The organism is Aeromonas sp. sif2416, assembly GCF_019218665.1.
Classification (GTDB): domain Bacteria; phylum Pseudomonadota; class Gammaproteobacteria; order Enterobacterales; family Aeromonadaceae; genus Aeromonas; species Aeromonas encheleia.
The window spans coordinates 172,403-195,743 of the sequence record NZ_JAHUXC010000005.1 but is presented as its reverse complement, the minus strand read 5'-3'; the positions used below and the strand labels follow the sequence as shown (position 1 = coordinate 195,743).

Below are 23,341 nucleotides of genomic sequence, written 5' to 3'. Positions count from 1 at the left end.
AGAAGAGGCCCCGCATCCGGGGCCTCTTTCGTTTTGTCGATCGGCGGGTTCGAGTCACGTCATCGGACCTAGGATATGGCGACCCGACAACCCGCTGCCCGCGTCACTCCCCCTCGGGGTGGCAGGCGGCGGTCAGATCCGAGAGCCGCAGCCGCTGGTGCCCTGCCCCATCGAAGTTGTCATCCGCCAGCCAGCGCTCGAAGCAGCCTTGCAGGGCGGGCCATTCCCCATCGATCACCGAGAACCAGGCGGTATCCCTATTGCGGCCCTTGTCCACCCGCGCCTGACGGAAGGTCCCCTCGTAGCTGAAACCAAGCCGCAGCGCCGCCTGGCGCGAGGGCCAGTTGAAATCGTTGCACTTCCACTCGTAGCGGCGGTAGCCGAGCGCGAAGGCATTGGCCATCATCAGCGCCATGGCCGCGGTAGAGAGGCGGGTGCGCTGCATGGCCGGCGAGAAGTGCAGCCAGCCCACCTCTATGCTGCCCGCGGCGGGATCGATGCGCAGGTAGCTGGCGAGCCCTAGCGCCCTGCCGCTCGCCTCATCCTTGATCGCATAGAACTGGGGATCGGCCTTGGCGGCGGCCCCTTGCAGCCAGGCCAGCATGGCCGCCTCATCCTCGAAGGGGCCGCTGGTGAGATAGGTCCACATGGCCCCATCATCGGCGCCGAACGCCTGCCAGAGCGAGGCGCAGTGGCTCTCAGGGTCCAGCGGCTCCAGCCGGCAGCCCCAGCCGCTCATGATCACCTTGGGGGGAAACTCGGCGCCCGCCCAATCAGCCACCTCGGCCCCCAGGGGTTGATTGAATTCATTGGTGATTTGAGTCGTCACTCGATTAGCAGCCACAGGCGATCCCCCCCTCTTGCAACACACCGGCCTCGCCGCCGGTGGCGACGGCGAAGCCGTCCTGCCGCCACCAGTGCAGGCCACCGATCAGCTCCTTGACCCGAAAGCCCAGCGCCGCCAGCTTATAAGCCCCCTGGGTCGAGCCGTTGCAGCCGATGCCGTCGCAGTAACAGACATAGACCTTGTCTCGCGCCAGCCCGGCCGTGGTGGCAGGACTCATGGTGCTGTGGGGGAAGGAGATGGCCCCCGGGATATGGCCCTTCCCATAGTGATCGAAGGAGCGGGTGTCGATGACGACGATGCCGGGCTCACCGGCCAGCAGATCGACGGCGAGATCGGCCGGATCGGTGCGAAACGCCAGCTGGGCCTCGAAGAAGGCGCTGGCCTCCTGCGGGCTGGCCACCCCGGTGCTCAATACATGACTCATACGGACTCCTGATATAGCGCGACTTCGGTGGTGATCTCGGTTCTCACCGAGTTGGCGATGAAACACTGCTCGTGGGCCTGATGGTGCAGTCGCTCCAGCTCGGCCAGGCCAGGCTGGCGCTCCCCGCCAAACTGCACCCTGGGGCGCAGGGTGACCCTGGTGATCGACTGGCGGCCCCGCTCGTCCGGCTCCATGAGCCCCCAGGCCTGATCCCGATAACTATCCACCAGATAGCGCTCCCTGGCCGCCAGCCAGAGGAAGGTCAGCATGTGGCAGCTGGAGAGCGAGGCGACGAAAGCCTCCTCCGGATCGACGTTCTCCGCCACCGAGAAGGGCAAGGGCACCACATGGGGGGAGGAGGAGGCGGGCACCCTGACGCCGCCGTCAAACTCCCACTCATGGGCCCGACTGTAACGCTGATCGACGAAGGCCTCGCCGGCCTCCCGCTGCCAGCTGATGAGGGCACTGAACTCTGACATCCCGACTCCTTGTGGTGGTTGCACTCCATTCTCTGACCCTCAATGTAGCGTCATAATGGCCTTGCCACGCCGACCAATTTTGCCAATATAGGCAGACCAATTTTGCGGGCACAGTGCCCCACCCGGAGGCCCTCATGACCGCCCTGCCCACCCTGTTTGCCGACCAGCAACAGAACGATCTGCCACTGCATGAGCAGCTGGTGCGTACCCTGCGGGAAGCCATCCTGGCCGGTCACCTGCCCCAGCACAGCCGGCTGCCCGCCAGCCGCATGCTGGCGCGGGATCTCGGCGTCTCCCGCAGCACTGTGGAGCTTGCCTACGGCCGGCTGGAGGCGGAGGGCTATCTGGTGCGCAGGGTGGGGGCTGGCAGCTTCGTCGCCCTGGCGGCGGTGCGCCCCGCCCCCAGGCCGCCCCAGTCGGCGGCGGGGCTGTCGCGCCGCGGCCAGGAGATGGCGGCAGGCGGGGCCTGCCACAACGCGCCCCAGGTGGGTGACTCCTTCGCCTCCAGCCAGCCGGATCCGCGCCTCTTCCCCCAGGCGCTCTGGGGGCGGCTGATGCAGCAACAGTGGCGCCAGCGCGCCAGCGACTGGATGAACTACGGGGATCCACAGGGCTTGGCTCCACTTCGCGCCGCCATCAGCAGCTATCTGGTGCAGTCGCGGGGGGTGGTGTGCGAGCCGGATCAGATCCTGATCCTCACCAGCTCCCAGCAGGGCATCTTGCTGGCGACCCAGCTGCTCATCGATGCCGGCGACAGCGTCTGGGTGGAAGATCCCGGCTACCCGGGTGCGCGCACCGCGCTGGAGAGTGCCGGCGCCCGCGTCCATCCGGTGCCGGTGGACGAGGAGGGTCTCAACCCGGCGGGGGAACATCCGCGGCCAAGGCTCATCTACTGCACCCCGGCCCATCAGTATCCCCTCGGCGTGCCCATGAGCCTGCCGCGGCGGATGGCGTTGCTGGCCGAGGCCGAGCGGCACGGGGCCTGGATTTTGGAAGATGATTACGATGGGGAATATCAGTACGATCAGCGCCCGCTGCCCGCCCTGCAGGGGCTGGATGGTCAGGGGCGGGTCCTCTATGTTGGCACCTTCAGCAAGGTGCTGTTTGGTTCCTTGCGCCTCGCCTACCTGGTGCTGCCGCGCCCCCTGATGGAGGCCTTCAGCCGGGCCCGCGCCGCCTTCGACGGTCACAGCAACCAGCTGCAGCAGGCGGTCACCGCAGACTTCATCCGCGCCGGCCACTTCGCCACCCACCTGCGCCAGAGTCGCCTGCTCTACCAGAGTCGGCGGGATCTGCTGCTGAGCGAACTGGCCGAGCACTGCCCCCTGCTCACCCCCATTCACAGCGGCGCCGGGCTGCAGTGCGCCGTGCTGCTGCCGCCGGGCGGCGAGGCCCGCTGGACCGATGCCGCCAACGCCCTGGGGCTGGGCCTGCGCCCCCTCGGCCAGTTCTACCTCGGCGAGCCCGGGCTGGAGGGCTGGCTGCTCGGCTTTGGCTGCCTCGACAACCAGACCCTGCGCAGACTATGTCGCCAACTGGGCGCCCTGCTGCGCAGTTGAGTGCTCAGCCGTGGCTCTCGCGGCACAGGGCCAGCCAGGCCTCGGCGGTGCGGGAGAGGTAGCGCCGGCTCGGCCAAATCACCCCGAGTCGCCAGCTCAGCTCCGGCAGCAGGGGGCGCAACACCAGCCCGTCCGGGGTCAGCCGCCGGCAGATGGGCTCGGGCAGGAAGGCGACCCCCATGCCGCTGCGCACCATGGCGGTGAGAAAATCCCACTGGCTGCTGCGCGCCGCCACCTGGGGCACGAAGCCCGCCTGCTGGCAGGCCTGCTCCAGTCGCTCGCTCAGGGTGAAGGCCTGGGTGTAGAGCAGGAAGGGCTCCTCCTGCAGATCCTCCAGCCTGATCTCGTTGCGCTCGCGCCAGCGCGGCAGATCCGGCAGCACCACCTGGATCGGGTAGCAATCCAGCTCCAGCGCGCTCAGGGCGCCCCCCTCCCTGGTCGGCAACATGGTGATGGCGAGATCCAGCTCCCCCTCCAGCACCGCCTGCTCGATGCGACGGCCGCCATATTCGACGATGGAGAGCTCCACCCTGGGGTAGCGACTGCGGTAGGTGCGGATCAGATCCGCATAGACGTGGCCCACCATGGGCGGGATGCCGAGCGCGAGGCGCCCGTGCTGCAGGCTCTGCAGATCGGCGAGCTCCGCCTCCAGCTGCTGCATCTGGGCCAGGATCAGCTGGCCACGGGCAAACAGCACCTGGCCGCTGTCGGTCAGGGTGAAGCTGTGCCCCTCCCGGTTGAGCAGGGGCTGACCCAGCTCCTGCTCCATGTTGCGGATCATCTTGCTGATGGTGGGCTGGGTGACAAACAGCTTCTCGGAGGCGCGGGTGAAGCTCTGCTCCCGTACCAGTTCGACAAAGTAACGCAGGGCTCGGATATCCATGGGACGCTCGTCGGAGGGTTCGCTAAATAATGCCAATTTGGCATATTTTTCATAATTTAAATTCATTTTTTGCAGGTTTGGCCCGCCCTTATACTGTGACCAGGTTCACAAAAAGACGCCCATCATGAAAGCCTTCTGCCTTCGCTGGCTACAAACCCCCTTCCAAATCGCCCTGCTGGCCGCCATCTGGCTGCTGGCCGACACCGCGGTGCGCACCTTCCACCTGCCCCTGCCCGCCAACCTCACCGGCATGTTGCTGTTGCTGGTCTGCATCCTGCTGGGGGTGGTCAAGGCGCAGTGGTTCAGCGCCGGTGCCCGCTGGCTGCTGGCGGAGATGCTGCTGTTCTTCGTGCCCGCCGTGGTGGCCGTGGTCAACTATCAGGATCTGCTGCTGCAGGAGGGGTGGCGCATCATGCTGGTGCTGGTGATAAGCACTGTGCTGGTGCTCGGCACCACAGCCCTGGTGGTGGATAGGGTCTATCGACTCGAGCTGAAGCTGGCCCGCCGGAGCCGCCGCCATGTCTGATACCCTGCTCGGCCTGCTCTGCTTCGCCCTCACCCTGCTGTTCTACTACGCCAGCAAGTGGCTCTATGGCCGCAAGCGCATACTGCCGCTGATGCCGCTGCTGCTGGCGCCGGCCCTGCTGGTGGCGGTGGTGATGCTGTTCCACATCCCCTATCAGGACTACATGGCCGAGTCGCACTGGCTGCTGTGGCTGCTGGGCCCGGCCACCGTCGCCTTCGCGGTGCCGGTCTACGAGAACCGCCAGTTGATGCGCCGCCACTGGCTCTCCCTGTCGGTGGGGGTACTCGCCTCAGTGCTCATGGCGGTGGGCAGCACTGTGCTGCTGGCACGCTGGCTGCACCTCTCAGAGCTGCTGCAGCGCAGCATGGCCATGAGATCCATCACCACCCCCTTCGCGGTGGAGGCGACCCGCTCGGTCGGCGGCAATGCCGATCTCACCGCCCTGTTCGTGGTGCTGACCGGGGTGATCGGCATGGCGGTCGGCGAGAGCGTGCTGACGGTGCTCGCCATCCGCAGCCGCCTCGGCAAGGGGGCCGGCTTCGGTGCTTCGGCCCACGGTGCGGGCACCGCCAGGGCCTATCAGATGGGCAACGAGGAGGGGGTGGTCTCCAGCATGGTGATGATGATCGCCGGCATGGCGACGGTGCTGCTGGCCCCCCTGCTGGGCAAGGTGTTCTGGTAATACATTGCGACCACCCAACGAGAAGAGGCGCCCCAGGGGCGCCTCTTCTTTGTTTTATCGACTAGCCCCTCAGAGGCTGGCGCAGATCTGCCAGAGATCGTACTGGATGGCCGCCGCCGTCACCTCGCGCCCCGCCCCCGGCCCCTGAATGACCAGCGGGTTGGTGCGATAGCTGTCGCTCTCGATGGCGAACACGTTGTCGCAGGGCAAGAGGTTTGCGAACGGATGGTGCGGCTCCAGGGTCTCAAGCCCGACCCGCGCCTTGCCGTCATGCTCGAAGCGGGCGACGTAGCGCAGCACCTTGCCGACCCGGCGGGCCCCCTCGAACGCGCTCTGGATGGGATCATCCAGTTCCTTTAGCCTGTCCATGAACTGATCCGTGCTTGCCTTGCGCAGGGCCACAGGCACCAGGTTCTCCAGCTCGATGTCGGCGGAGTCGAGCTCGAAGCCCGCCTCCCGCGCCAGGATCAGCAGCTTGCGGCGCACGTCCTGGCCGGAGAGATCCTCGCGGGGATCCGGCTCGGTCAGGCCGTGCTGCCAGGCCTCGTCCACCAGCTCGGAGAAGGGGCGGCTGCCATCGTACTGCTGGAACAGCCAGGAGAGGGTGCCGGAGAAGATACCGGAGACCCCCTGGATGCGATCGCCGCTCTGGCGCAGCATCTGGATGCTGGACTGGATGGGCAGACCGGCGCCGACGGTGGCGTTGTAGCGCCACTGCACCTGGTGATCGCGGCAAGTCTGCTTGATGCGCTGGTAGAACTCGCTCTCGGCGGCGCCGGCAAACTTGTTGGCGGCGATGATGTGGCAACCGAGCTGGGCGAAGTCAGGATAATAGCGGCTCACCGTCTCGCTGGCGGTGAGATCGAGCGCGATCAGGCTGTCAAAGCCATGTTGCTCCAGCTGGGAGAGCAGCTCTGGCCAGATCAGCGGCCTGGGATTGAAGTTGTCCCGCACCTTGAGCGGATCCAGCCCCTCCTCGTCCAGCACGCCCCCTTGCGAGTTGAACACCCCGTACAGGGTCAGGGTCAGGTTGAGCTCGTGCTCGAGCCGTGCCTTCTCGCGGCCATAGAGGCTCAGCCAGTGGCCGCCGATGTTGCCCTTGCCAAACAGCACCAGGCCGACCCGGGTCGGGCGGCTGAACAGGGCGCCGTGCAGGGCGATGAGCAGCGGCTCCAGCACCACCTGGCGCAGCACCGCCACCAGGCTCAGGCCGTCTCTGGCCACCTGCACGAACTCCAGCGGCTGATCCGCCAGCAGCTGATAGAAGCGGTGACACTGCTCGGCGTTGTCGGTCACCCCGGCGCCGACCAGGGCCACCAGGCTGTAGCCCTCCTTCTGGATGAGGCCGGTGAAGTTGCCCTGCAGCTGGAAGTCGCGCAGGATCTCGAAGGCCCCTTCTGCTACTTCGAGCGTGTAGGCGAGGCGCAGCACCCGCCGATCCGGCTGGCGCTGCAGGGTGAGCGGGTTGAGGCGATGGCGGGCCAGATGCGCCTCGATCGTGGCCACCGTCTGCTCATAACTGGTCTGCGGCAGCACCTTGAGTTCGATGAGCGCTATCTGATCCACCGAGGAGACGATGCGTGCCCCGCCGGAGCGCGGCGCGCGGCGCAGTATGTGGGTACAGCCCTCGTCCGGGTTGTAGCTGCAGCGCAGGGTGAGGCGCTGACGGCTGTCGGCCACCGGCTGCAGGGTGCGCGAGTGCAGCACCGGGGAGCCGAGGCGGGCCAGCTCGTTGGCCTCGGCCAGGCTGAGTCGCTCCAGCAGGCGCGCCTCCTTCACCCGGCGCGGATCCGCGCTGTAAACTCCGGCCACGTCGCTCCAGATGGTGGTGGATTCCCCGTCCGCCAGCGCCGCCAACAGGCTGGCGCTGTAGTCGGAGCCGTTGCGGCCGAGCAGCAGGGATCTTCCTTCCAGATCCGCGGCGATGAAGCCGGTCACCACGATGCGGCCGGCATGCTCGGCCAGACGGGCCTTGAGCAGCTCGCTGGAGATGGCGGTATCCACCTTGACCAGGGCGCCGTCCTCGGCACGCAGGAAGCTGCGGGCGTCGAGCCAGATGGCGGGCTCGCCGCGGCTGCTGAGCAGGGCGGCCAGCAGGCGCGCCGACCACACCTCGCCGAAGGCGAGCAGGCCGTTGCGGGCGAAGCGATCGAACTGTCCCTCCAGGGTCTTGCCGATGAACTGCACGTCATCGGCCAGCTGCCGGCTCAGGTCGAGCTGCCACTCCCCCTCCAGCAGGCCGTCGATCAGGCTCTGCTGATAGGATTGCAGCGCCGAGATGGCCTCACCGGCGGCCTCGTCCCCCGCCTCGGCCAGCTCCACCAGCTGGATCAGGCGGTTGGTGGTCTTGCCGGCGGCGGAGACCACGACCAGCTCCTGACCGCCGACCTGCTGCTCGACTATGGTGGCGACCCGGCGATAGCAGACCGGATCCGCCAGGCTGCTGCCCCCAAACTTGTGCACATGACGCCGCTTCAACCCTGTCTGTACCGCCACCGCGCTCTCTCCTTGCTGCTGTTCCATTACTTCACCGCCTGTTCCGTTTTATTCTGTCTTTGCTGTCTGCGGCCGGGTCATTGCCCGACCCGCTGCGCCTTGGCAAACGCCTGGGCCAGATCGGCCACCAAATCGTCACCGTGTTCTATGCCCACCGAGAGGCGCAGCAGCTGGGCGCTGATGCCCGCCGCCTGCTGGGCCGCCGGGGTCATGGCCCTGTGGGTCATGCTGGCCGGATGGGCCACCAGGCTCTCCACCCCGCCGAGGGACTCGGCCACCGAGAACAGGGTCAGTGCCTCGAGGAAGGCGCGCAGCCCCGCCTCGTCGCAGTCGAGCTCAAAACTTAGCATGGCGCCGAAGCCGGACTGTTGACGGCGCGCAATCTCGTGACCCGGATGGCTCGGCAGGCTGGGGTGGTAGATCTGTTTGACCAGCGGCTGCTGCTGCAGGAAGGCGAGGATGCGATCCGTGTTCTCCTGATGGGTGCGCAGCCTGGGGGCCAGGGTGCGCAACCCGCGCAGGGTGAGGTAGGAGTCGAAGGCCCCGCTGGTCAGGCCGAGGCAGTTGGCCCACCACACCAGGGAGTCGGCGAGCGCGGGCTCCTTGGCGATGGCGACGCCCCCCACCACGTCGGAGTGACCGTTGATGTACTTGGTGGTGGAATGCACCACCACGTCCGCCCCCAGCGCCAGCGGTTGCTGCAGCAGCGGGGAGAGGAAGGTGTTGTCCACCACCACCTGGGCGCCCACCTCGTGGGCGGCGGCGGCGATGGCGGCCACATCCACCACCCGCAGCAGCGGGTTGGAGGGGGTCTCGACCCACACCAGCGCCGGCTTCTGCGCCAGCGCCGCGGCCAGGGCGACGGCATCCCCCTGATCGACGAACTGCACCCGGTAGTGGCCCTTGGCCGCCAGATACTCGAACAGGCGCCAGGTGCCGCCGTAGCAGTCGTGGGGGGCCAGCAGCAGATCACCCGCCTTGAGCAGGGCCGTGGTCACCAGGTGCACGGCGCCCATGCCGGTGCCGGTCACCACGGCGCCCGCCCCCCCTTCCAGCGCCGCCAGCGCGTCCGCCAGGTTGGAGCGGGTCGGGTTGCCGGAGCGGGCATAATCGTATTGACGGGGCTCGCCGAAGTCGGCAAAGGTGTAGTTGCTGGAGAGGTAAATGGGCGGCACCACGGCGCCGTGCTGTGTGTCTGTCTCAATCCCGGTGCGTACCGCCCGGGTGGCCTTGTGGGTCATCTCACTCTCCTTGATCTGTCTCTGGACGATGGCCGCCTTGACTCTGCCACACCCGTTCCCGCCATGGCCGGCCCTATCGCCAGCCCATGGTGAACCACCTTACGCCAGCACAAAAAAGCCGTCAACACTTCCAGACGTCTAAATGGCTTTGCCGTTGGATTGCCATTGAATACCTTAAGGGTTAAAATCCGCGCTCACGGCCAAATGAGAACAGGTGAATCATGGGTACAGAGTGGAACGGCGACTACGTCAGCCCCTATGCGGAACACGGTAAGAAGAGCGAACAGGTCAAGAAGATTACCGTCTCGATCCCGCTCAAGGTGCTGAAGGTGTTGACCGATGAGCGCACCCGTCGCCAGGTGAACAACCTGCGTCATGCGACCAACAGCGAGCTGCTCTGTGAGGCCTTCCTGCACGCGTTTACCGGCCAGCCGCTGCCCGGTGACGACGACTTGCGCAAGGACCATCCGGACAGCGTCCCTGCCGAGGCGCGCGCCATCATGGAAGCGCTGGGCAAAGAGATCGAAGATTTCGACGTCGAATAATCCTCTCAGCCTATGCCAAAGAGCGATCTTTCTTCGATGACGCGGCCCCGGGCCGCGTCATTGCCATCTGCCCCACCCCCCTTCAGCCTGCGCCGCTACCAGAGCGACATCAGCAGCCACAGCCACGACTTCGCCCAGCTGGTGATCCCCCTCGACGGCCCCATCGAAATAGAGGTGCAGGGCCAGGGGCGCAGGCTGGCGCCCGGCTTCGCCTGCGTGATAGCCCCCGGCGAGCGGCACGACTTCGCGGCCGATCCGGCGCTCTCCTTCCTGGTGCAGGAGAGCTCCTGGCTGCCGGAGGCGCTCGCTGGCCAGCCCTTCATCGCGCTGGACGAGCCCCAGCGCCACTACCTCGCCTTCCTGCACCGGATGGTGGCAGAGGGTCGGCAGGTGGCCGGCATGGAGCAGGTCTGGCTCGGGCTGCTGGCCGAGTCACAGGGCATGGGCCCGGCCATGGCGACCCGCATCGCCCCCCGCATCGCGAGGGTGCAGCGCCACATCGAGACCCACCTCGCCGAGCCGCTCGACAACGAGCGACTCGCCGCCATCGCCTGCCTCGGCCAGAGCCAGTTCAAGCACGCCTTTCGCCAGCAGCTCGGCATGAGCGTCTCCCATTACATCCGGGGGCGGCGTATGGCGCTGGCGCGCACCCTGCTGAGCCAGAGCGCCCTGCCCATCGGCGACATCGCCTGCCGGGTCGGTTACCAGAATCAGGGGGCCTTCGCCGAACGCTTCCTGGCCGAGACCGGGCTGACCCCCTCGGCCTGGCGCCAGCAAAACGGCCGGCTGCCGTAACGCGCCGGCTCTGCGCCGAAGACAAGCCGTGGCGAGATCGGGCATGCTGGCGGACATGGACGACACGCGAGGAGAGTAGATGCAGACCATAAGCTGGCAAGAGTTCGAGATGGTGGAGCTGAGGGTGGGCACCCTGGTGCGGGTCGAGCCCTTCCCCGAGGCGCGCAAGCCCGCCTACAAGGTGTGGGCCGATTTCGGGCCAGAGCTCGGGGTGCGCAAGAGCAGCGCCCAGATCACGGACCTCTATCAAGCGGAAGAGCTGGTGGGACGCCAGATAGTCGCGGTGGTGAACTTCCCGCCCAAGCAGATAGGCCCCATCCAGTCGGAGTTTCTGCTGACCGGCTTCTACCGGGCCGACGGCGCCGTGGTGATGGCCATCCCGGAGCAGGCGGTGGAGAACGGCGCCAAGCTGGGCTGAGCGCGCAACCAGAACGCAAAGAGGCGACCCCGGGGTCGCCTCTTTGCGTTGATGGGCCTAGCGCGAAGCGCCGTGCCCTTACTTCAGCAGGCTAAAGATCAGCGCCGACACTGCCAGCGACCCGGTCAACAGGATGAAGCCGTTCACCCAGCCCTGACGGAAGCGGGCCAGCGCCTCCACCCTGTAGATGGCCACCACCGGCATGATGAACAGGATCATGGCGATGACGGGGCCGGAGAGGGTCTCCATCAGGCCGAGGATGCCGGGGTTGATCACCGCCGCCCCCCAGATAGCGAAGAACATCAGCGCTATGCCGAGCCTGTCCGCCTTCGCAATCGACAGGCCGGTGGGCTTGGCGATCAGGCTCTTGAGGCTCTCCCGCGCCCCCAGGAAGTGGCCGAGGAAGGAGGAGCTGATGGCGATGAAGGCGATGAGCGGTCCCAGGGTGATGATCACCGGGTTGTCGGTGATGTTGGCGAGATAGGAGAGCACGGAGACGTTCTGGGCCTTGGCCTCGGCCAGCTGCAGCGGGGAGAGGCTCAGCACGCAGGAGAAGACGAAGAACAGCACGAAGCCCACCAGCATGACGGTGGTGTTGCGCAGGATCAGGCCGCTCTTGGCCTCCGCCTGCTCGCCATATTCACGGCGCTGCACGTTGGCGAAGCCGGAGATGGCGGCGGCGTGGCTGAAGGCGAAGACGGTCACCGGCAGCGCCAACCAGACGGTGTTGAGGAAGCTGGCGCCGTCGAAGGCGGTCACCTCCGGCCAGTGCCACTGGGGGATCAGGTAGCAGGAGAGCGCCGCCAGGATGGCCGCCAGCGGATAGACCATGAAGGCGAAGGCCCGCAGCATCGCCTTCTCGCCGGCCATCATCACCGCGATCATGGCAAACACCAGCAGCCCGGACAGCATCACCCGGTTCGGGGTCGCCATGCCGAGCTGGTTGACCATGAAGCTCTCCACCGTGTTGGTCAGCCCCACCCCGTAGATGAGCAAGATGGGGAAGATGGAGAGGAAGTAGAGCGCCGAGATGAGGCGGCCAGCCATCTTGCCGAAGTGCTCCTCCGCCACCTCGGTGAAATCGGCCTGGGGACGGGAGGAGGACAACACGAAGCGGGCCAGCCCGCGGTGTGCCAGGAAGGTCATGGGACCGGCCAGCACGGCTACTATGAGCAGGGGCCAGATCCCGCCGAGACCCAGGTTGATGGGCAAGAACAGGATGCCCGCGCCGACGGCGGTGCCAAACAGGCTGATCACCCAGTGGGTGTCATGACGGCGCCAGCTGCTGATGGCGATGGCTGGCTGGGAACCAGACAGCTCCTTGGTAACCTCTGCAGATAAACTCATCGATAATTCACTTATGGTCAGTATTTTAATCTGCACATATTGTGGTTTATCCGAATTTAATTCTCAAAACGCGGCACTGAAACATATCACTACCATTACGGGCTCGGGCCAGTGAGATTGGGAACAGGATCTGGATCACGGAATCCTGTAAAACTACAAATTGGCAACTTTGTGATATATAGAACCAAAATAAGATCCATATCCATTTTTTTATTTTGACCAAACTTGAGTTTGCAGGATTACCTGAAAAATATGCCAATTCTCATGGCGCCCTTGTGATGATCCACTGTTATCTTCGCGATTAGGTAGCGGATATCCCTGCTCATCACGGATATAACCAGCGGATCACACCAAACAATCAGGCGACCCCGAGGTCGCCTGATTGCTGATCAGCGGTGATTTTTCAGCCGGCTCAGTGCACCAGTATCTTGCCCCAGTCGAGATCCGGATCCCCCATCACGATGAAGTCAGGGTTCTCCAGCGACTCCGTTTCGTTGTAGCTCAGCGGCTGCAGGGTCAGGCTGAGGATGCGGCCACCGGCCGCCTCGACGATGCACTGGGCGGCGGCGGTGTCCCACTCGCCGGTGGGGCCGAGCCGCACATAGCAGTCGGCGGCCCCCTCCGCCACCAGGCAGGACTTGAGGGAGCTGGAGCCGAGCGGGATCAGCTCGTAGTTGATGGCGGGGTTGAGACGGCGGGTCAGCCTCTCCAGCTTCTGGCGCCGGCTGATGGCCACCACCAGCGCATCCGGCAGATCGTGTTCATGGTGCATGGCGCTGATGGGATAGATCTCGCCCCCCACCTCCTTGAAGGCGCCGTGGCCGCGCACCGCCCAGTAGAGCACGTCGGATTCCGGGGCATAGATGACGCCGAGCACAGGCACGTTGTCCCGTACCAGGGCGATCAGGGTGGCGAAGTCGCCGCTGCCGGCGATAAACTCGCCGGTGCCGTCGAGGGGATCTACCAGCCAGTACTGCCGCCAGTTGGATCGCTGGCTGAAGGGCACATCGGCCGCCTCTTCGGTCAGCACGGGAACATGGGGAGTGAGCGCCGACAGCGCCCCCTTGAGGTAGGCATCGGCAGCAAGATCGGCACTGGTGACCGGGGTCGCATCCTCCTTCAGCTGACGCTCGAACTGACCGCCGTGATAGATTTCGTGAAGGATCCGACCCGCTTCACGGGCGATCTCCTTGACCCCAGGCACCCAGGCCAACAACTCCTGCATCTTGCTACCCTCTGTTTTTATTACCCTTTATGCCCTTATGGGCGCTTCTTCTCCTGCTCCGCCAGCCACTTCTGGGCCAGCAGCAGGGCACTGATGCTGCGCGACTCGGTGAAGTCGGGGCGCGCCAGCAATTCGTCGATGCGGTTGAGCGGCCAGGGGATCACCTCGAGCGGCTCCGGCTCGTCGCCGATGCGCTGCTCGGGGAAGAGATCCCGGGCCAACAGGATATCCATCCGGCTGGAGAAGTAGCCGGGGGCCAGCGACACCTGCTTGAGGGGGATCAGGCTGTGGGCGCCGAAGCCCGCCTCCTCCATCAGCTCCCGGTTGCCCGCCTCTAAGGCATTCTCACCCGGATCGATCAGCCCCTTGGGGAAGCCGAGCTCGTAAGAGTGGGTGCCCGCCGCGTATTCGCGCACCAGCAGCAGGGTGTGCGCGTCGAACAGCGGCACCACCATGACGGCGCCTCTGTTGCCACCGCGCATCCGCTCGTAGACCCGCTCCTCGCCGTTGGAGAATTTCAGATGCAGGGACTCCACCTTGAACAGGCGGCTCTCGGCCACGATCTCGGCGCTGAGGATGACGGGTTTGCGCTTGTCCTGATCCATCATCTCGGCTTCGAGTCGCTCGGGTTTGCTCTTGTTATGATCCATCGTCGGGCGCTGATTGCCGGTTAAAAAATAGTGCTTCAAGAGTAAACGACTCCCACCCCGAACACCACGGGGCAAGGCGGGGAAAGATGCCGGAAAAATACGTTATAGTGACGCTCCTTTTTCAGCGCCCTGCGTGACACCAAGAGAGCTTCCATGCCGACCCCACTGCCCTGGCACCAGATAGATACCGTTCTGCTCGATATGGATGGCACCCTGATCGATCTCCATTTTGACAGCCACCTCTGGCAGCAGCTGGTGCCACAGCGTTACGCCGAGCGTCTCGGGTTGCCGCTGGCCGAGGCCAGGGCACAAATGGATGCCCACGCTCAGGCGGTCAGCGGCACCCTCGACTGGTACTGCGTGGACTACTGGAGCCTGACCCTGGGGCTGGACATCCGCGCCCTCAAGCAGGAGATCCTGGAGAAGATCCAGTGGCGGCCCAACGCCATCCCCTTCCTGGCCGCCCTGCGCGCGGCGGGCAAGCAGCTGGTGCTGTTCACCAACGCCCACCCCGCCAGCCTCTCGGTCAAGGAGGCGCGGCTCGGCCTGGGCGCGCACCTGGATCTGATGGTCAGCACCCACGAGCTGGGCTGGTCGAAGGAGAGTCAGCAATGCTGGCAGGCGCTGGCCGAGCGGCTGGCGTTCGATCCGGCTCGCACCCTGTTCGTCGATGACAGCGAGCGGATCCTGCGGGCCGCCGCCGACTACGGCATCGGCCATAGACTCGCCATCCAGAACCCGGACAGCCGCCAACCCGAGCAGCAGATCACCGCCTTCCCGGCGATCCGTGACTACGCCGAGCTGCTGCCGCTGGCAGTCTGAATCTGCCGGCGATCACGCAATAACAAGGGCTGCCCAGGCGGCCCTTGTCATGCTCGCGCCGCTGCCGCCTCAGTCCAGCCACTCCACCAGCTGATACTGCTTCTTGCCACGGCGCAGCAGCAGGTAACGACCAAACAACCGCTCGCCCTGAGCCAGCCGCTCATCCTGCCTGAGCGCCCCGTTGAGGCTGATGGCCCCCGCCGCCAGCAGCTCGCGGGCGATGCGGCGGGAACCGGCCAGGCCGCATGCCACCAGCAGGCTGATCAGATCCTGCGCCCCCTCCACCCGACAACTCGGCATGCCATCCTGCGCCAGCTGGGCAAGATCACTCTCCCTCAGGCGGGCCACCTCGCCACAAAACAGCAGCTCGCCGATGCGCCGCGCCGCCGCCAGCGCCCCCTTGCCGTGTACCAGCTCGGTCAACTCGTCCGCCAGCACCTGCTGCGCCTGCTTGCGCCCCTCCCGCCTGGCGTCTTCCGCCTCCAGCGCCTCGATGGCCGCGAGCGGCATCAGGCTGTAGTAGCGCAGGAAGCGATAGACGTCCTCGTCCGCCGTGCCGAGCCAGAACTGATGGAAGGCGTAGGGCGAGGTAAGCGCCGGATCCAGCCAGATAGCGCCCCCCTCGGTCTTGCCGAACTTGGTGCCATCCGCCTTGGTGATGAGCGGCAGCGTCATGCCATAGACCTGGGCCCGGTGCAGGCGGCGGGTGAGATCCATGCCGCCGGTGATGTTGCCCCACTGATCGTTACCGCCGATCTGCAGGGTGCAGCCGAGCCGCTCATGGAGCACGGCGAAGTCCTGGGACTGCAGCAGCGCGTAGGCGAACTCGGTGAAGGAGATGCCCTGCTCCGGGCGGGCCAGCCGCTGGCGCACCGATTCCCGCGCCAGCATGGCGTTGACCGAGAAGTGCTTGCCGATGTCGCGCAGGAAATCGAGGGCCGACATCTGCCCCATCCAGTCGGCGTTGTTAACCAGTCTGGGCGTCGCCAGCCCGTCGCCGGCGGGCAGCAGCGCCTCTATCTGGGCCGACAGGCTGGCGACCCAGCCCTGCACCGTCTCGCCACTGTTGAGGCTGCGCTCGCTCGCCTTGAAACTGGGATCGCCGATGAGGCCGGTGGCGCCGCCCACCAGCGCCACCGGAATGTGACCGGCAAGCTGGAAGCGGCGCAGCATCAGGAGTGGCACCAGGTGGCCGATGTGCAGGCTGCCGGCGGTGGGATCGAAGCCGCAATAGAGGGTGCGCGGCGCGGCCAGATGATCGCGCAGGGCGACGGGGTCGGAATTCTGGGCGACAAGCCCGCGCTGGCTCAGCTCGTCCAGCAGATGGGGGTTGAACATGGGGTCTCCAACGGCAGAGGAAAAGCCGCCATCCTCGCCGTTCGACGTGAACGCGACCATGTCCCCCAGGGGACAGTTTTGTCACCACCGTGCTAGCATGCCAGCCGAATGGGGCCGCGTGGCCCCCTGCCCCGGAGCCCACCATGACCAGCGCCGCCCTCACCACAGATCTGACCGCCGTCGTCGATGCCCTGCACGGCAGCGCCTTCCCGGCCACGCTGGTGCACCTCATCCAGCGCCAGGTGGCGTTCGACTGCGCCCTGCTGCTCGGGGTTGGCCAGCGCCCTCTCTATCTCTACGACAATCTGAGCCATCAGCGGGAGCTGCTGTTCGACCGCTATCTCACCGGCCACTTCGGCCAGGATCCCTTTATGCAGGCGCTGGCGCGCGGGTTAAGTGCCGGGGTCTGGACCCTGGCGGAGCTGTCCAACGGAGCCCTAGATCCGGACTATCGCCGGCGCTTCTATCAGGCAACCGGCTGGCAGGAGGAGGTGGGGCTGATCCTGCCGATACGCGAAGGGCTGACGCTGATGCTGTTCCTGGGCCGACTCGGCCAGCGCCGCGCCCTGCGCCCGAGCGAGCGGGCCCGGCTGGAGGAGCTGTTTCCGCTGATCCACTCCCTCTGCCGCCAGCACTGGCAGCAGCCCCAGCCCCTGCTGGCGGAGAGTGCCGCCAAGAGTATCGCGACAAGTGCCGCCGGCAGTGAGGCAACTGGGCAGGACGGCGCCACCCTCAAGGTGGCAATTGCCCGGGCGATGGCCAGTGTCGGCGGGGATCTGCTCACCCGCCGGGAGCGGCAGGTGGCGAGCCTGCTGCTGCAGGGGCTGGATACCGAGGCCATTGCGGCCGAACTCGGCATTGGCAGCGGCACGGTGAAGAATCACCGCAAGCACCTCTACGGCAAGCTGCGCCTCGGCTCCCGGGCCGAGCTGTTCGGCTTCTTTCTGAATCACCTGATCACCACGCCGGGACAGGGCCAGATGCCGGCCTCATAACGACATCACCCCGCCGGGGCGGGGTGATGATGGTCAGCGGCGGTCTGGCTCAGATCCGGCCCTGATAACGCAGCGGGAAGCGCCCCTGGCCATCGGGCTGGCCGAGGAAGGGCAGCCCCTGCTTCATCTGATCCGGCAGCTCTGGGCCCGGCTTGAGTGTGCCCTGAAACAGGTACTGGCGATTGGCCTGCAGCTCCAGCTTGCCCAGCACCTGTACCGCCTCCGAGCCCTGCTTGATCTCGGCCACCAGCCGGGAGTCGAGACAGGTCAGCTTGACCTCGGGATCCCCCAGCTGCAGCTTGCCGGCCGGAGTGTCCGCCTCGGCGCCGTACCAGTGCAGGTTGCCGTAGAGCTCCTCACACCAGGGATTGCCCTGGGCGAACTGATCGACCTTGAGCTGCAGCTGGCCCACCGCCGTCAGGGGGAAGGGTGACCGCATGGGCACCCGCTCCAGCACCCAGGGCGCGGGGGCGTTGAGGGTGATGTCACGGCCGAAGGCCGCACCGTTCCAGCCGATCACCCCCTGCCCGTTGAGGCCAGAGCGATCGCCGAAGCGCAGGGAGAGCTCGGGGGCGAGGCGCAGCAGCGACCAGCCATTGAGATCCCAGCGCAGCTGGGTGAGCGACTCGCTGGCGTATTGCAGGCGGGCCACCTGGCCACTCCAGAGGGTGCCGCTCACCCCTTCCAGCCGCACCTGATTGGCCGGCAGGGGCAGATAACGGACCACCAGGGTGGCGGGCAGCTGCGCCAGCAGGAACCCGAGATAGGTCAGCAGGAACAGGCTGGCAATCAGAACTCTTTGCTTCATTGGAAACGACTCGACGGCAAGGGGTTGACCTTGACCCGCCCCGGCACCAGACCGGGACTGGCCATCAGAAACGGGCCGGCAATCAGGACAGCCAGTATCATAGAGGGCGACTCAGTTGCAGGCATCTGACCTTGACCAGGCCCGGTGCCAGATTACCGAGAGAGGCCATCAGAAACAGGCCGGCAATCAGAACAGTCAGCGTCATAGAGGGCGACTCAGCTGCAGGCGTCTGACCTTGACCAGGCCCGGCGCCAGATTTTCACGGGCCACCTCGATGATCTGCACCTGCACCCCGTGCTGATCGGAGAGGGTCGCCAGCCAGAGCAGCAAGTCATCGAAGGGAACCGTATCGATCCACACCTGCAGCTCCTGCCCCTGGGGTTGCAGCCGGGCTATCTTGATCTTCTGGTTGAAGGCGGTGCGGTTCACCACCCCGTCCAGGGTGCCGCTGGTGTCGATCTGGCGGCCGCTGCCGGCCTGCATCGCCAGCACATCCTGCCCCTTCTCCTTCAACCAGGCCAGGGTCTGCTGCTGGTTGATCACCTGCCGCTCACGCTCGGCGATGCGGTTGGCCACCGGCTGCCAGATGAGCCAGTAGCAGAGCCCGATCAGGAAGATGCCGCCCCCCACGGCCACCAGCCGCTGCTCGCGGGTGCTGATGCCACGCCACCAGCCTTGCAGTTTGTCCATCATGATGATTTACCCTTGAGTACCAGTGCCCCTTCGACCTTGCCCTCGGTGCTGCGCACCTCTCCCTGCTGCACCTCGAAGCGCTTGCCCGCCAGCTCGCGGAAGCGCTCTATCTCGGTGAAACCGGGGGCGGTGACCTGCAACCTCAGCTCGCCACGCGCCGCATCGAAGCGCAACACCTCGGGCTTGAGACCGGGCACCTCGGCGAACACCGGGGCCAGCTCGGTCAGCAGCAGCAAGACCCCATCCTGCGGGGCCTGTCCCATCAACTTGAGGTGCTGGGCCATCTGGCTGCGGACGTTGACGATGCGGGTCTCCCCCGGGAAGATCCGGGTATAGACCTGCCGGATCTCGGCCTTGAGCGCCTTGTCCTGCTCCGCCAGCTGATAGAGATGCACCCCGCGCTGGGTCATCGCCACCAGCAGCAGCAGCCCCGCCACCACGGCCACCTTGCGCCACTGCAGCCAATAACGGGAGTATTCGGTCTGGGGTCGATAAGGCCCCTGCAACAGGTTGGCCTGGCAGCCGAGCGCTCCCTTGGCCAGCAGCAGCATGGGCAGCTCGGGATCCGCCGCCTGCCAGTTGGCGGCCGGGATGGCGGGAGCCGGGGTATGGGTGTGGATGGTGACGGGTTCGGCCTGGGCCGCCAGCAGCATGGCCAGCAGCGACTCCTCCGCCACTATGCCCTGGCAGGGGCCCTGGCGCAGCAGCCACTCCTCCCCCAGTTGCAAGGCCGACCAGCCATCACTGGCGAGCGGCAGTGCCAGCACATCCGGCAGCAGCTGCAGACTGGTGAGCCCCGCCTGCTGCAGCCAGTCGAGCCAGCCCTGCATCTTCACCTTGTCCACCGCCATCAGGTCCACGTCGTGGCCCTGATGAGCCAGCACCACCAGGTGCAGCGCCTCCACATCTGAGGCGATCTGCTCCTCCAGCAGGTATGGCAGGGCCGCCGCGGCCTGACGGTTGTATTTACCCGGCAGGCTGACCCGCCGGAAGATGAGATCGCTGCCCGGCACCAGGGTCACCACGGGGCGGCCACCGGCCCGCTCGCGCAGCTCCCCCAGTCCATGGGCGGATGCCAGGGTGCCGGAGGCGATGATCTCCTGCTCCTGAGTCGACCAGACCAACCAGTGCACCGGCTGCTGCGCATTGGTCCCCAGACGGATGACCAGACTCTCGCTCACAAATAGTTCTCCTGCCATGCCCGCCGGCATCCTTGTCGATGGGCGGGGCCGCAGCCTAGGGCTGCAGTCCAGATTAGGGACGGGCAGACGGCGGCCTGTGGCCACCGTCTGCCCTGTTATGTCGCATTGTCATTGCCGCCAGGGCACGACGGCCTGCTATTCGGCGCCGTTGTTCAGACGGCGCAGCATCACCAGCTTGTTGTCCTTGCCGCGCTGGAATACCGTCTCCAGCCGGGCCCGTGCATCACCCACCTCGGCCAGCAGGCTGGCCTCGAAGTAATTGCTCTTGATGACCAGTGCGGCGTCGAGTCCAGGGATGGTGCTCGATAGCACCTGGAGTTGATCCGTCAGCTCCTTCTTCTCCTTCCAGCCCTTCTGGGGACGGCCGCTCAGCGCCTGCCTGGCCTCGTCGATCCCGATCCTGCCCTGATAGAGGCCGACCAGCAGGGCCGCCCGCGCCGGCTTGATGGTGTTGATGTTCACCTCCAGCTTGTCATTGGGCAGGGCGCAGACATAGGGGGCCAGCCTCGCATAGAGCGCGCCGCTCACCCCGCGCACGGCCCGCAATTCATCCGTGCTCAGCAGCCACTGGTTGGCCGTCAGATAAGGGGGGTTGAGCCCCTCGTAATAGGCATCCTCGGCCCCCTGGCTGGACACCAGCTGGGTGTCCTTGTCGGTCCAGTCACGGATGGCATCGGTGAGCTGCACCGCCTCGTATTCGTCGACCTCCAGCTCCGCCAGCAGCGCCCGGAATACCTTGGCCGGGTAAGGCTGCTTCTCCAGATCGTCGCCGTCTTCCCCGTCTTTCTTCGGCACGCTCAGGCTGTTGAGATTGAAGCAGGATTGCAGATCCCGCACCCGACCGGACAGGGTACCGTCATCCACCGGGAAGACACCATCCTCTCGGGCCCAGTTCTGACCCAGGTTCACCACCTCGGGGTCGTCCTTGAAGTCCTGGCTGAGCACCTTGATCACCAGCGCCTCGGCCGACATGGCATACCACCAGGCCTGCTTGCCGGTGGTGAGGTTGCTGGTGCGGCGCAGCTCGAGCTGCAGCCGGCCACTCATGTTGCTGGCGATGATCACCATCACCGACAGGATGAGCAGCACCACCAGCAGCGCCATGCCCCCCTGCCGACCGGGGCGGGATCGACGGTTAGCGCCCATTTTCCGCCCTCTGGCCACCGGCACCGATCAGGAACTGACGACGAATGGTGCCATAATCTTCCAGCTCCAGCTCCACCGCCAGCCCATAGGGCAGCAGGTCGCGCTGGGTCCACTCTTCCTTCCAGATCCCACGGTCGTAGAAATAGAGTCGCAGCGCCGTCACCCGTTCCAGCACGGGCTGGATGCGTGGCTCTGTGCCGATGGAAGGATCAGGGTAGAGGTAACTCAATCTCTCGAGGGTCTGATCCTTGAGCCGCCAGCCCACCCGCTGCAACCCGGAGCGCGGCAGTATGCCGTCCGGGTTGAGCCAGCCGCCGCGAATGAAGGCCATGCCCCAGTCGTCGCTCTGCTGGCCGAAACGGGACGCCGCCAGCAACACCTTGTTGTTCTCCCCCTCGCTGCGACCGCTGCGGGGCACCATCTGGCTGACATCCCGCTCCAGCAGGCCGAACGCCAGCTGCAGCTCGGCCAGTCGGGTCTCTTTCTTCTTGGCCACCTCGTCGCTGGTGAGTACCCCCTGCAGCACCTGATAGGCCCCCATGCTCAGGCTGGCGAAGATGGCGATGGCCACCAGCATCTCCAACAGGGTGAAGCCCCCCTGACGAACACGCTGTCTTGGGGTCGGCGATGGCCCCATCGACCCCTCCGGCAGGGTAAAGCCGGTCTGGCGTATGAGCCTCAGCGGATGAGGATGGCGGTGCCGCCTCATGGCGGCCGAAGCGAAGTCTGTCATCGGCTGACGATAAGGGTGCCGCATCGTGGCGGCCGAAGCTAAGTCTGTCATCGGCTGATATAGGTCCGCATCATGGCCACCGGGCTCTCGGCCTTGGCCTCGGTGCGCACCTCCACGTCCAGCGCCTTGAAATTGTTGTCGGCGGTGGCGACACCGCGATAGCGCCAGTACCAGGTCTGCCCGGCCATCTCTTCTTCCCCTGCCACCCAGCTGTCGCCGGGCCACTTGCTCTCGAGTTTCTGCTGCACCAGCTGGTTTTCCACCACCCAGGTCGCCAGCGTCTTCTCTTCCAGATAGTTGAGGCCGGAGAGATGCTCGCTGGCGGTCTTCATCACCGCCAGCCCGGCGATGGCGAACACCGCCAGCGCCACCATCACCTCCAGCAAGGTCATGCCACGGGCCTTCACTCTTCTTCCTCGACCGCATCTTCCAGCAAGGAGAGGCGACCAAATTCGTCCCCCTTGACGGTGCGCAGATACTTTTCATCGTCATTTTGCTGACTCAGGCTCAGCACGAAGGGGGTGAGCTCGCCACCGGGGAAGATCAGCACCTGGGGGGTGCGCTCCTCCTCATCTCGTCCCTGCTCGGTCTTCTCGTCCGAGTCGGTCTTCCAGCTGAAGCCCTCCAGCGCTATGGTCAGCGTCATCTCCTCCGGCAGCGTGACCTGGCCGAGGATCTTGTCGTCGGTCAGCGCCCGCCACTTGCGATCCTTGGCCGCACGCGTCATGAACTGCCAGCTGCGCTCCTCGACCCTCAGCCCCACCAGCCGGCCATCCATCACCGAATACTCCTGCGCCTGCTGCAGGGTCGCCATGAAACGGCGCGCCTGCTTGTCCAGCTCGCGATCCCCCTTGGCTCCCCCCATGCTGAGGGTGACGGCGGTGGCCACCAGCCCCATCAGCATGGCGACCAGCAAGACTTCCAGCAGGGTAAAGCCCGCCTGACGACGGGTCGACGCCAACCTCACGACAGCCTCGCCAGCAAGATCCGGAGAACGGCGCAGTCAGTCACTTATTGGAAGTCCTTCAGGTTCCAGTTGCCGATGTCATCATCGGTACCGGCCTCGCCATCCAGCCCGGTGCTGAAGATGTCGAGCTTGCCAAACTGGCCCGGGCTCAGCAGCTGGTACTGGTTGCCCCAGGGATCCTGCGGCAGGCGCTTGATGTAGCCCCCTTCCCGGTAGCTGCGCGGCTCAGGGGCGGCGGTCGGCTTGTTGACCAGCGCATCCAGGCCCTGCTCCGTGGTCGGGTAGCGGTTGTTGTCCAGCTTGTACATGTCGAGGGCATTCTCCAGCGCGACTATGTCGGAAACCGCCTTCTGCTGATCCGCCTTCTCCTTGTTGCCCATCAGATTGGGCACCACCAGACTGGCCAGGATCCCCAGGATCACGATGACCACCATGACTTCCAGCAGGGTAAAACCGGCTTGACGACGCTTGTGCATTGCTATGACTCCCTAACGAATGAGATGACGTGTGTCATCGGAAA

The 23,341-nt window shown here is 65.7% G+C and carries 26 protein-coding genes; 8 read left to right on the top strand and 18 right to left on the bottom strand.

Going from position 1 to position 23,341, the window contains the following annotated elements; all coding sequences use genetic code 11:
* Nucleotides 1-103: 103 nt before the first annotated feature.
* From KW821_RS11975 to KW821_RS11965, 3 genes are read right to left on the bottom strand one after another with little or no spacing between them, the layout of a single operon-like run.
* Nucleotides 104-844 carry a GNAT family N-acetyltransferase gene (locus KW821_RS11975; RefSeq protein WP_371317608.1) on the bottom strand — a complete coding sequence of 247 codons (741 nt, stop codon included), beginning with the start codon at nt 842-844 and terminating at the stop codon, nt 104-106.
* Complete coding sequence (locus KW821_RS11970) at nt 834-1,271, bottom strand: rhodanese-like domain-containing protein (RefSeq protein ID WP_042653106.1); 438 nt, start codon at nt 1,269-1,271, stop codon at nt 834-836. Before KW821_RS11970 ends, KW821_RS11975 begins: the two co-directional genes overlap by 11 nt.
* Nucleotides 1,268-1,750, bottom strand: coding sequence for an OsmC family protein (locus KW821_RS11965; RefSeq protein WP_218291596.1), 483 nt, complete (start codon nt 1,748-1,750; stop codon nt 1,268-1,270). Before KW821_RS11965 ends, KW821_RS11970 begins: the two co-directional genes overlap by 4 nt.
* A 134-nt stretch (nt 1,751-1,884) precedes the next feature.
* Here KW821_RS11965 and KW821_RS11960 point away from each other — a divergent pair, with 134 nt between their 5' ends.
* Nucleotides 1,885-3,309, top strand: a complete 1,425-nt coding sequence (locus KW821_RS11960; protein WP_218291595.1) for a PLP-dependent aminotransferase family protein — start codon at nt 1,885-1,887, stop codon at nt 3,307-3,309.
* Between the two features lie 4 nt (nt 3,310-3,313).
* On the opposite strand, the gene KW821_RS11955 is transcribed toward KW821_RS11960, so the two are convergent.
* A complete protein-coding gene (locus tag KW821_RS11955; RefSeq protein WP_218291594.1) occupies nt 3,314-4,192 on the bottom strand; it encodes a LysR family transcriptional regulator in 879 nt (292 codons plus the stop codon).
* Nucleotides 4,193-4,316: 124 nt separating this feature from the next.
* On the opposite strand from KW821_RS11955, the gene KW821_RS11950 reads away from it, so the two are divergent.
* Both KW821_RS11950 and KW821_RS11945 read left to right on the top strand, forming a co-directional pair.
* Nucleotides 4,317-4,718 (top strand): CidA/LrgA family protein, encoded by a 402-nt coding sequence (locus KW821_RS11950; protein WP_218291593.1) that lies wholly within the window; start codon nt 4,317-4,319, stop codon nt 4,716-4,718.
* Nucleotides 4,711-5,400: an LrgB family protein gene (locus KW821_RS11945; RefSeq protein WP_042653111.1), complete on the top strand. Its 690-nt coding sequence runs from the start codon at nt 4,711-4,713 to the stop codon at nt 5,398-5,400. The genes KW821_RS11950 and KW821_RS11945 overlap by 8 nt, the downstream gene beginning before the upstream one ends.
* 69 nt (nt 5,401-5,469) lie before the next feature.
* Here the strand turns inward: KW821_RS11945 and KW821_RS11940 are convergent, their stop codons facing one another.
* Nucleotides 5,470-7,923, bottom strand: a complete 2,454-nt coding sequence (locus tag KW821_RS11940) for a bifunctional aspartate kinase/homoserine dehydrogenase II (RefSeq protein WP_218291592.1) — start codon at nt 7,921-7,923, stop codon at nt 5,470-5,472.
* Between the two features lie 50 nt (nt 7,924-7,973).
* Nucleotides 7,974-9,137 carry a cystathionine gamma-synthase gene (gene metB / locus KW821_RS11935; RefSeq protein WP_218291591.1) on the bottom strand — a complete coding sequence of 388 codons (1,164 nt, stop codon included), beginning with the start codon at nt 9,135-9,137 and terminating at the stop codon, nt 7,974-7,976.
* A gap of 221 nt (nt 9,138-9,358) precedes the next feature.
* Here metB and metJ point away from each other — a divergent pair, with 221 nt between their 5' ends.
* The 3 genes from metJ to KW821_RS11920 all read left to right on the top strand — a co-directional run bounded on the left by metJ (nt 9,359) and on the right by KW821_RS11920 (nt 10,895).
* Entirely contained in the window at nt 9,359-9,682 is a 324-nt protein-coding gene (gene metJ / locus KW821_RS11930) for a met regulon transcriptional regulator MetJ (protein WP_033128908.1), read from the top strand.
* 36 nt (nt 9,683-9,718) lie between these two features.
* Nucleotides 9,719-10,477 carry an AraC family transcriptional regulator gene (locus KW821_RS11925; protein ID WP_218291590.1) on the top strand — a complete coding sequence of 253 codons (759 nt, stop codon included), beginning with the start codon at nt 9,719-9,721 and terminating at the stop codon, nt 10,475-10,477.
* A 79-nt stretch (nt 10,478-10,556) separates the two neighbouring features.
* A complete protein-coding gene (locus KW821_RS11920) occupies nt 10,557-10,895 on the top strand; it encodes a tRNA-binding protein (protein ID WP_218291589.1) in 339 nt (112 codons plus the stop codon).
* Between the two features lie 78 nt (nt 10,896-10,973).
* Here the strand turns inward: KW821_RS11920 and KW821_RS11915 are convergent, their stop codons facing one another.
* From KW821_RS11915 to nudE, 3 genes are all read right to left on the bottom strand, one after another.
* Nucleotides 10,974-12,242: an aromatic amino acid transport family protein gene (locus tag KW821_RS11915; RefSeq protein WP_218291588.1), complete on the bottom strand. Its 1,269-nt coding sequence runs from the start codon at nt 12,240-12,242 to the stop codon at nt 10,974-10,976.
* A gap of 412 nt (nt 12,243-12,654) precedes the next feature.
* Complete coding sequence (gene cysQ, locus KW821_RS11910; protein ID WP_218291587.1) at nt 12,655-13,467, bottom strand: 3'(2'),5'-bisphosphate nucleotidase CysQ; 813 nt, start codon at nt 13,465-13,467, stop codon at nt 12,655-12,657.
* 35 nt (nt 13,468-13,502) lie between these two features.
* Nucleotides 13,503-14,117, bottom strand: a complete 615-nt coding sequence (gene nudE / locus KW821_RS11905) for an ADP compounds hydrolase NudE (protein WP_218291586.1) — start codon at nt 14,115-14,117, stop codon at nt 13,503-13,505.
* A 153-nt stretch (nt 14,118-14,270) separates the two neighbouring features.
* Here nudE and yrfG point away from each other — a divergent pair, with 153 nt between their 5' ends.
* On the top strand, nt 14,271-14,939 hold the full coding sequence (yrfG, locus tag KW821_RS11900; protein WP_218291585.1) for a GMP/IMP nucleotidase: 669 nt from the start codon (nt 14,271-14,273) through the stop codon (nt 14,937-14,939).
* Nucleotides 14,940-15,008: 69 nt separating this feature from the next.
* Here the strand turns inward: yrfG and tyrS are convergent, their stop codons facing one another.
* Nucleotides 15,009-16,277, bottom strand: coding sequence for a tyrosine--tRNA ligase (tyrS, locus tag KW821_RS11895; RefSeq protein ID WP_218291584.1), 1,269 nt, complete (start codon nt 16,275-16,277; stop codon nt 15,009-15,011).
* Nucleotides 16,278-16,420: 143 nt separating this feature from the next.
* Between tyrS and KW821_RS11890 the strand changes: the two genes are divergently transcribed.
* Nucleotides 16,421-17,272: a LuxR C-terminal-related transcriptional regulator gene (locus KW821_RS11890; RefSeq protein WP_218291583.1), complete on the top strand. Its 852-nt coding sequence runs from the start codon at nt 16,421-16,423 to the stop codon at nt 17,270-17,272.
* 49 nt (nt 17,273-17,321) lie between these two features.
* Here KW821_RS11890 and exeN read toward each other — a convergent pair whose 3' ends face one another.
* From exeN to exeG, 8 genes are all read right to left on the bottom strand, one after another.
* Entirely contained in the window at nt 17,322-18,080 is a 759-nt protein-coding gene (gene exeN / locus KW821_RS11885) for a type II secretion system protein N (RefSeq protein WP_218291582.1), read from the bottom strand.
* Between the two features lie 201 nt (nt 18,081-18,281).
* Nucleotides 18,282-18,773 (bottom strand): GspM family type II secretion system protein ExeM, encoded by a 492-nt coding sequence (gene exeM, locus KW821_RS11880; protein WP_042653123.1) that lies wholly within the window; start codon nt 18,771-18,773, stop codon nt 18,282-18,284.
* Nucleotides 18,770-19,954, bottom strand: a complete 1,185-nt coding sequence (exeL, locus tag KW821_RS11875; RefSeq protein WP_218291581.1) for a GspL family type II secretion system protein ExeL — start codon at nt 19,952-19,954, stop codon at nt 18,770-18,772. The genes exeM and exeL overlap by 4 nt, the downstream gene beginning before the upstream one ends.
* 156 nt (nt 19,955-20,110) lie before the next feature.
* Nucleotides 20,111-21,145 (bottom strand): GspK family T2SS minor pseudopilin variant ExeK, encoded by a 1,035-nt coding sequence (exeK, locus tag KW821_RS11870; protein WP_371317607.1) that lies wholly within the window; start codon nt 21,143-21,145, stop codon nt 20,111-20,113.
* A complete protein-coding gene (gene exeJ / locus KW821_RS11865; protein WP_218291579.1) occupies nt 21,111-21,758 on the bottom strand; it encodes a GspJ family T2SS minor pseudopilin variant ExeJ in 648 nt (215 codons plus the stop codon). Before exeJ ends, exeK begins: the two co-directional genes overlap by 35 nt.
* A gap of 143 nt (nt 21,759-21,901) precedes the next feature.
* The gene (gene exeI, locus KW821_RS11860; RefSeq protein ID WP_084228322.1) at nt 21,902-22,261 is read right to left on the bottom strand and encodes a GspI family T2SS minor pseudopilin variant ExeI; all 360 of its coding nucleotides are present in this window, start codon (nt 22,259-22,261) and stop codon (nt 21,902-21,904) included.
* Nucleotides 22,258-22,821 (bottom strand): GspH family T2SS minor pseudopilin variant ExeH, encoded by a 564-nt coding sequence (exeH, locus tag KW821_RS11855; protein ID WP_218291578.1) that lies wholly within the window; start codon nt 22,819-22,821, stop codon nt 22,258-22,260. The genes exeI and exeH overlap by 4 nt, the downstream gene beginning before the upstream one ends.
* Nucleotides 22,822-22,865: 44 nt before the next feature.
* Nucleotides 22,866-23,297, bottom strand: a complete 432-nt coding sequence (exeG, locus tag KW821_RS11850) for a GspG family T2SS major pseudopilin variant ExeG (protein WP_042653128.1) — start codon at nt 23,295-23,297, stop codon at nt 22,866-22,868.
* Between the last annotated feature and the right edge of the window lie 44 nt (nt 23,298-23,341).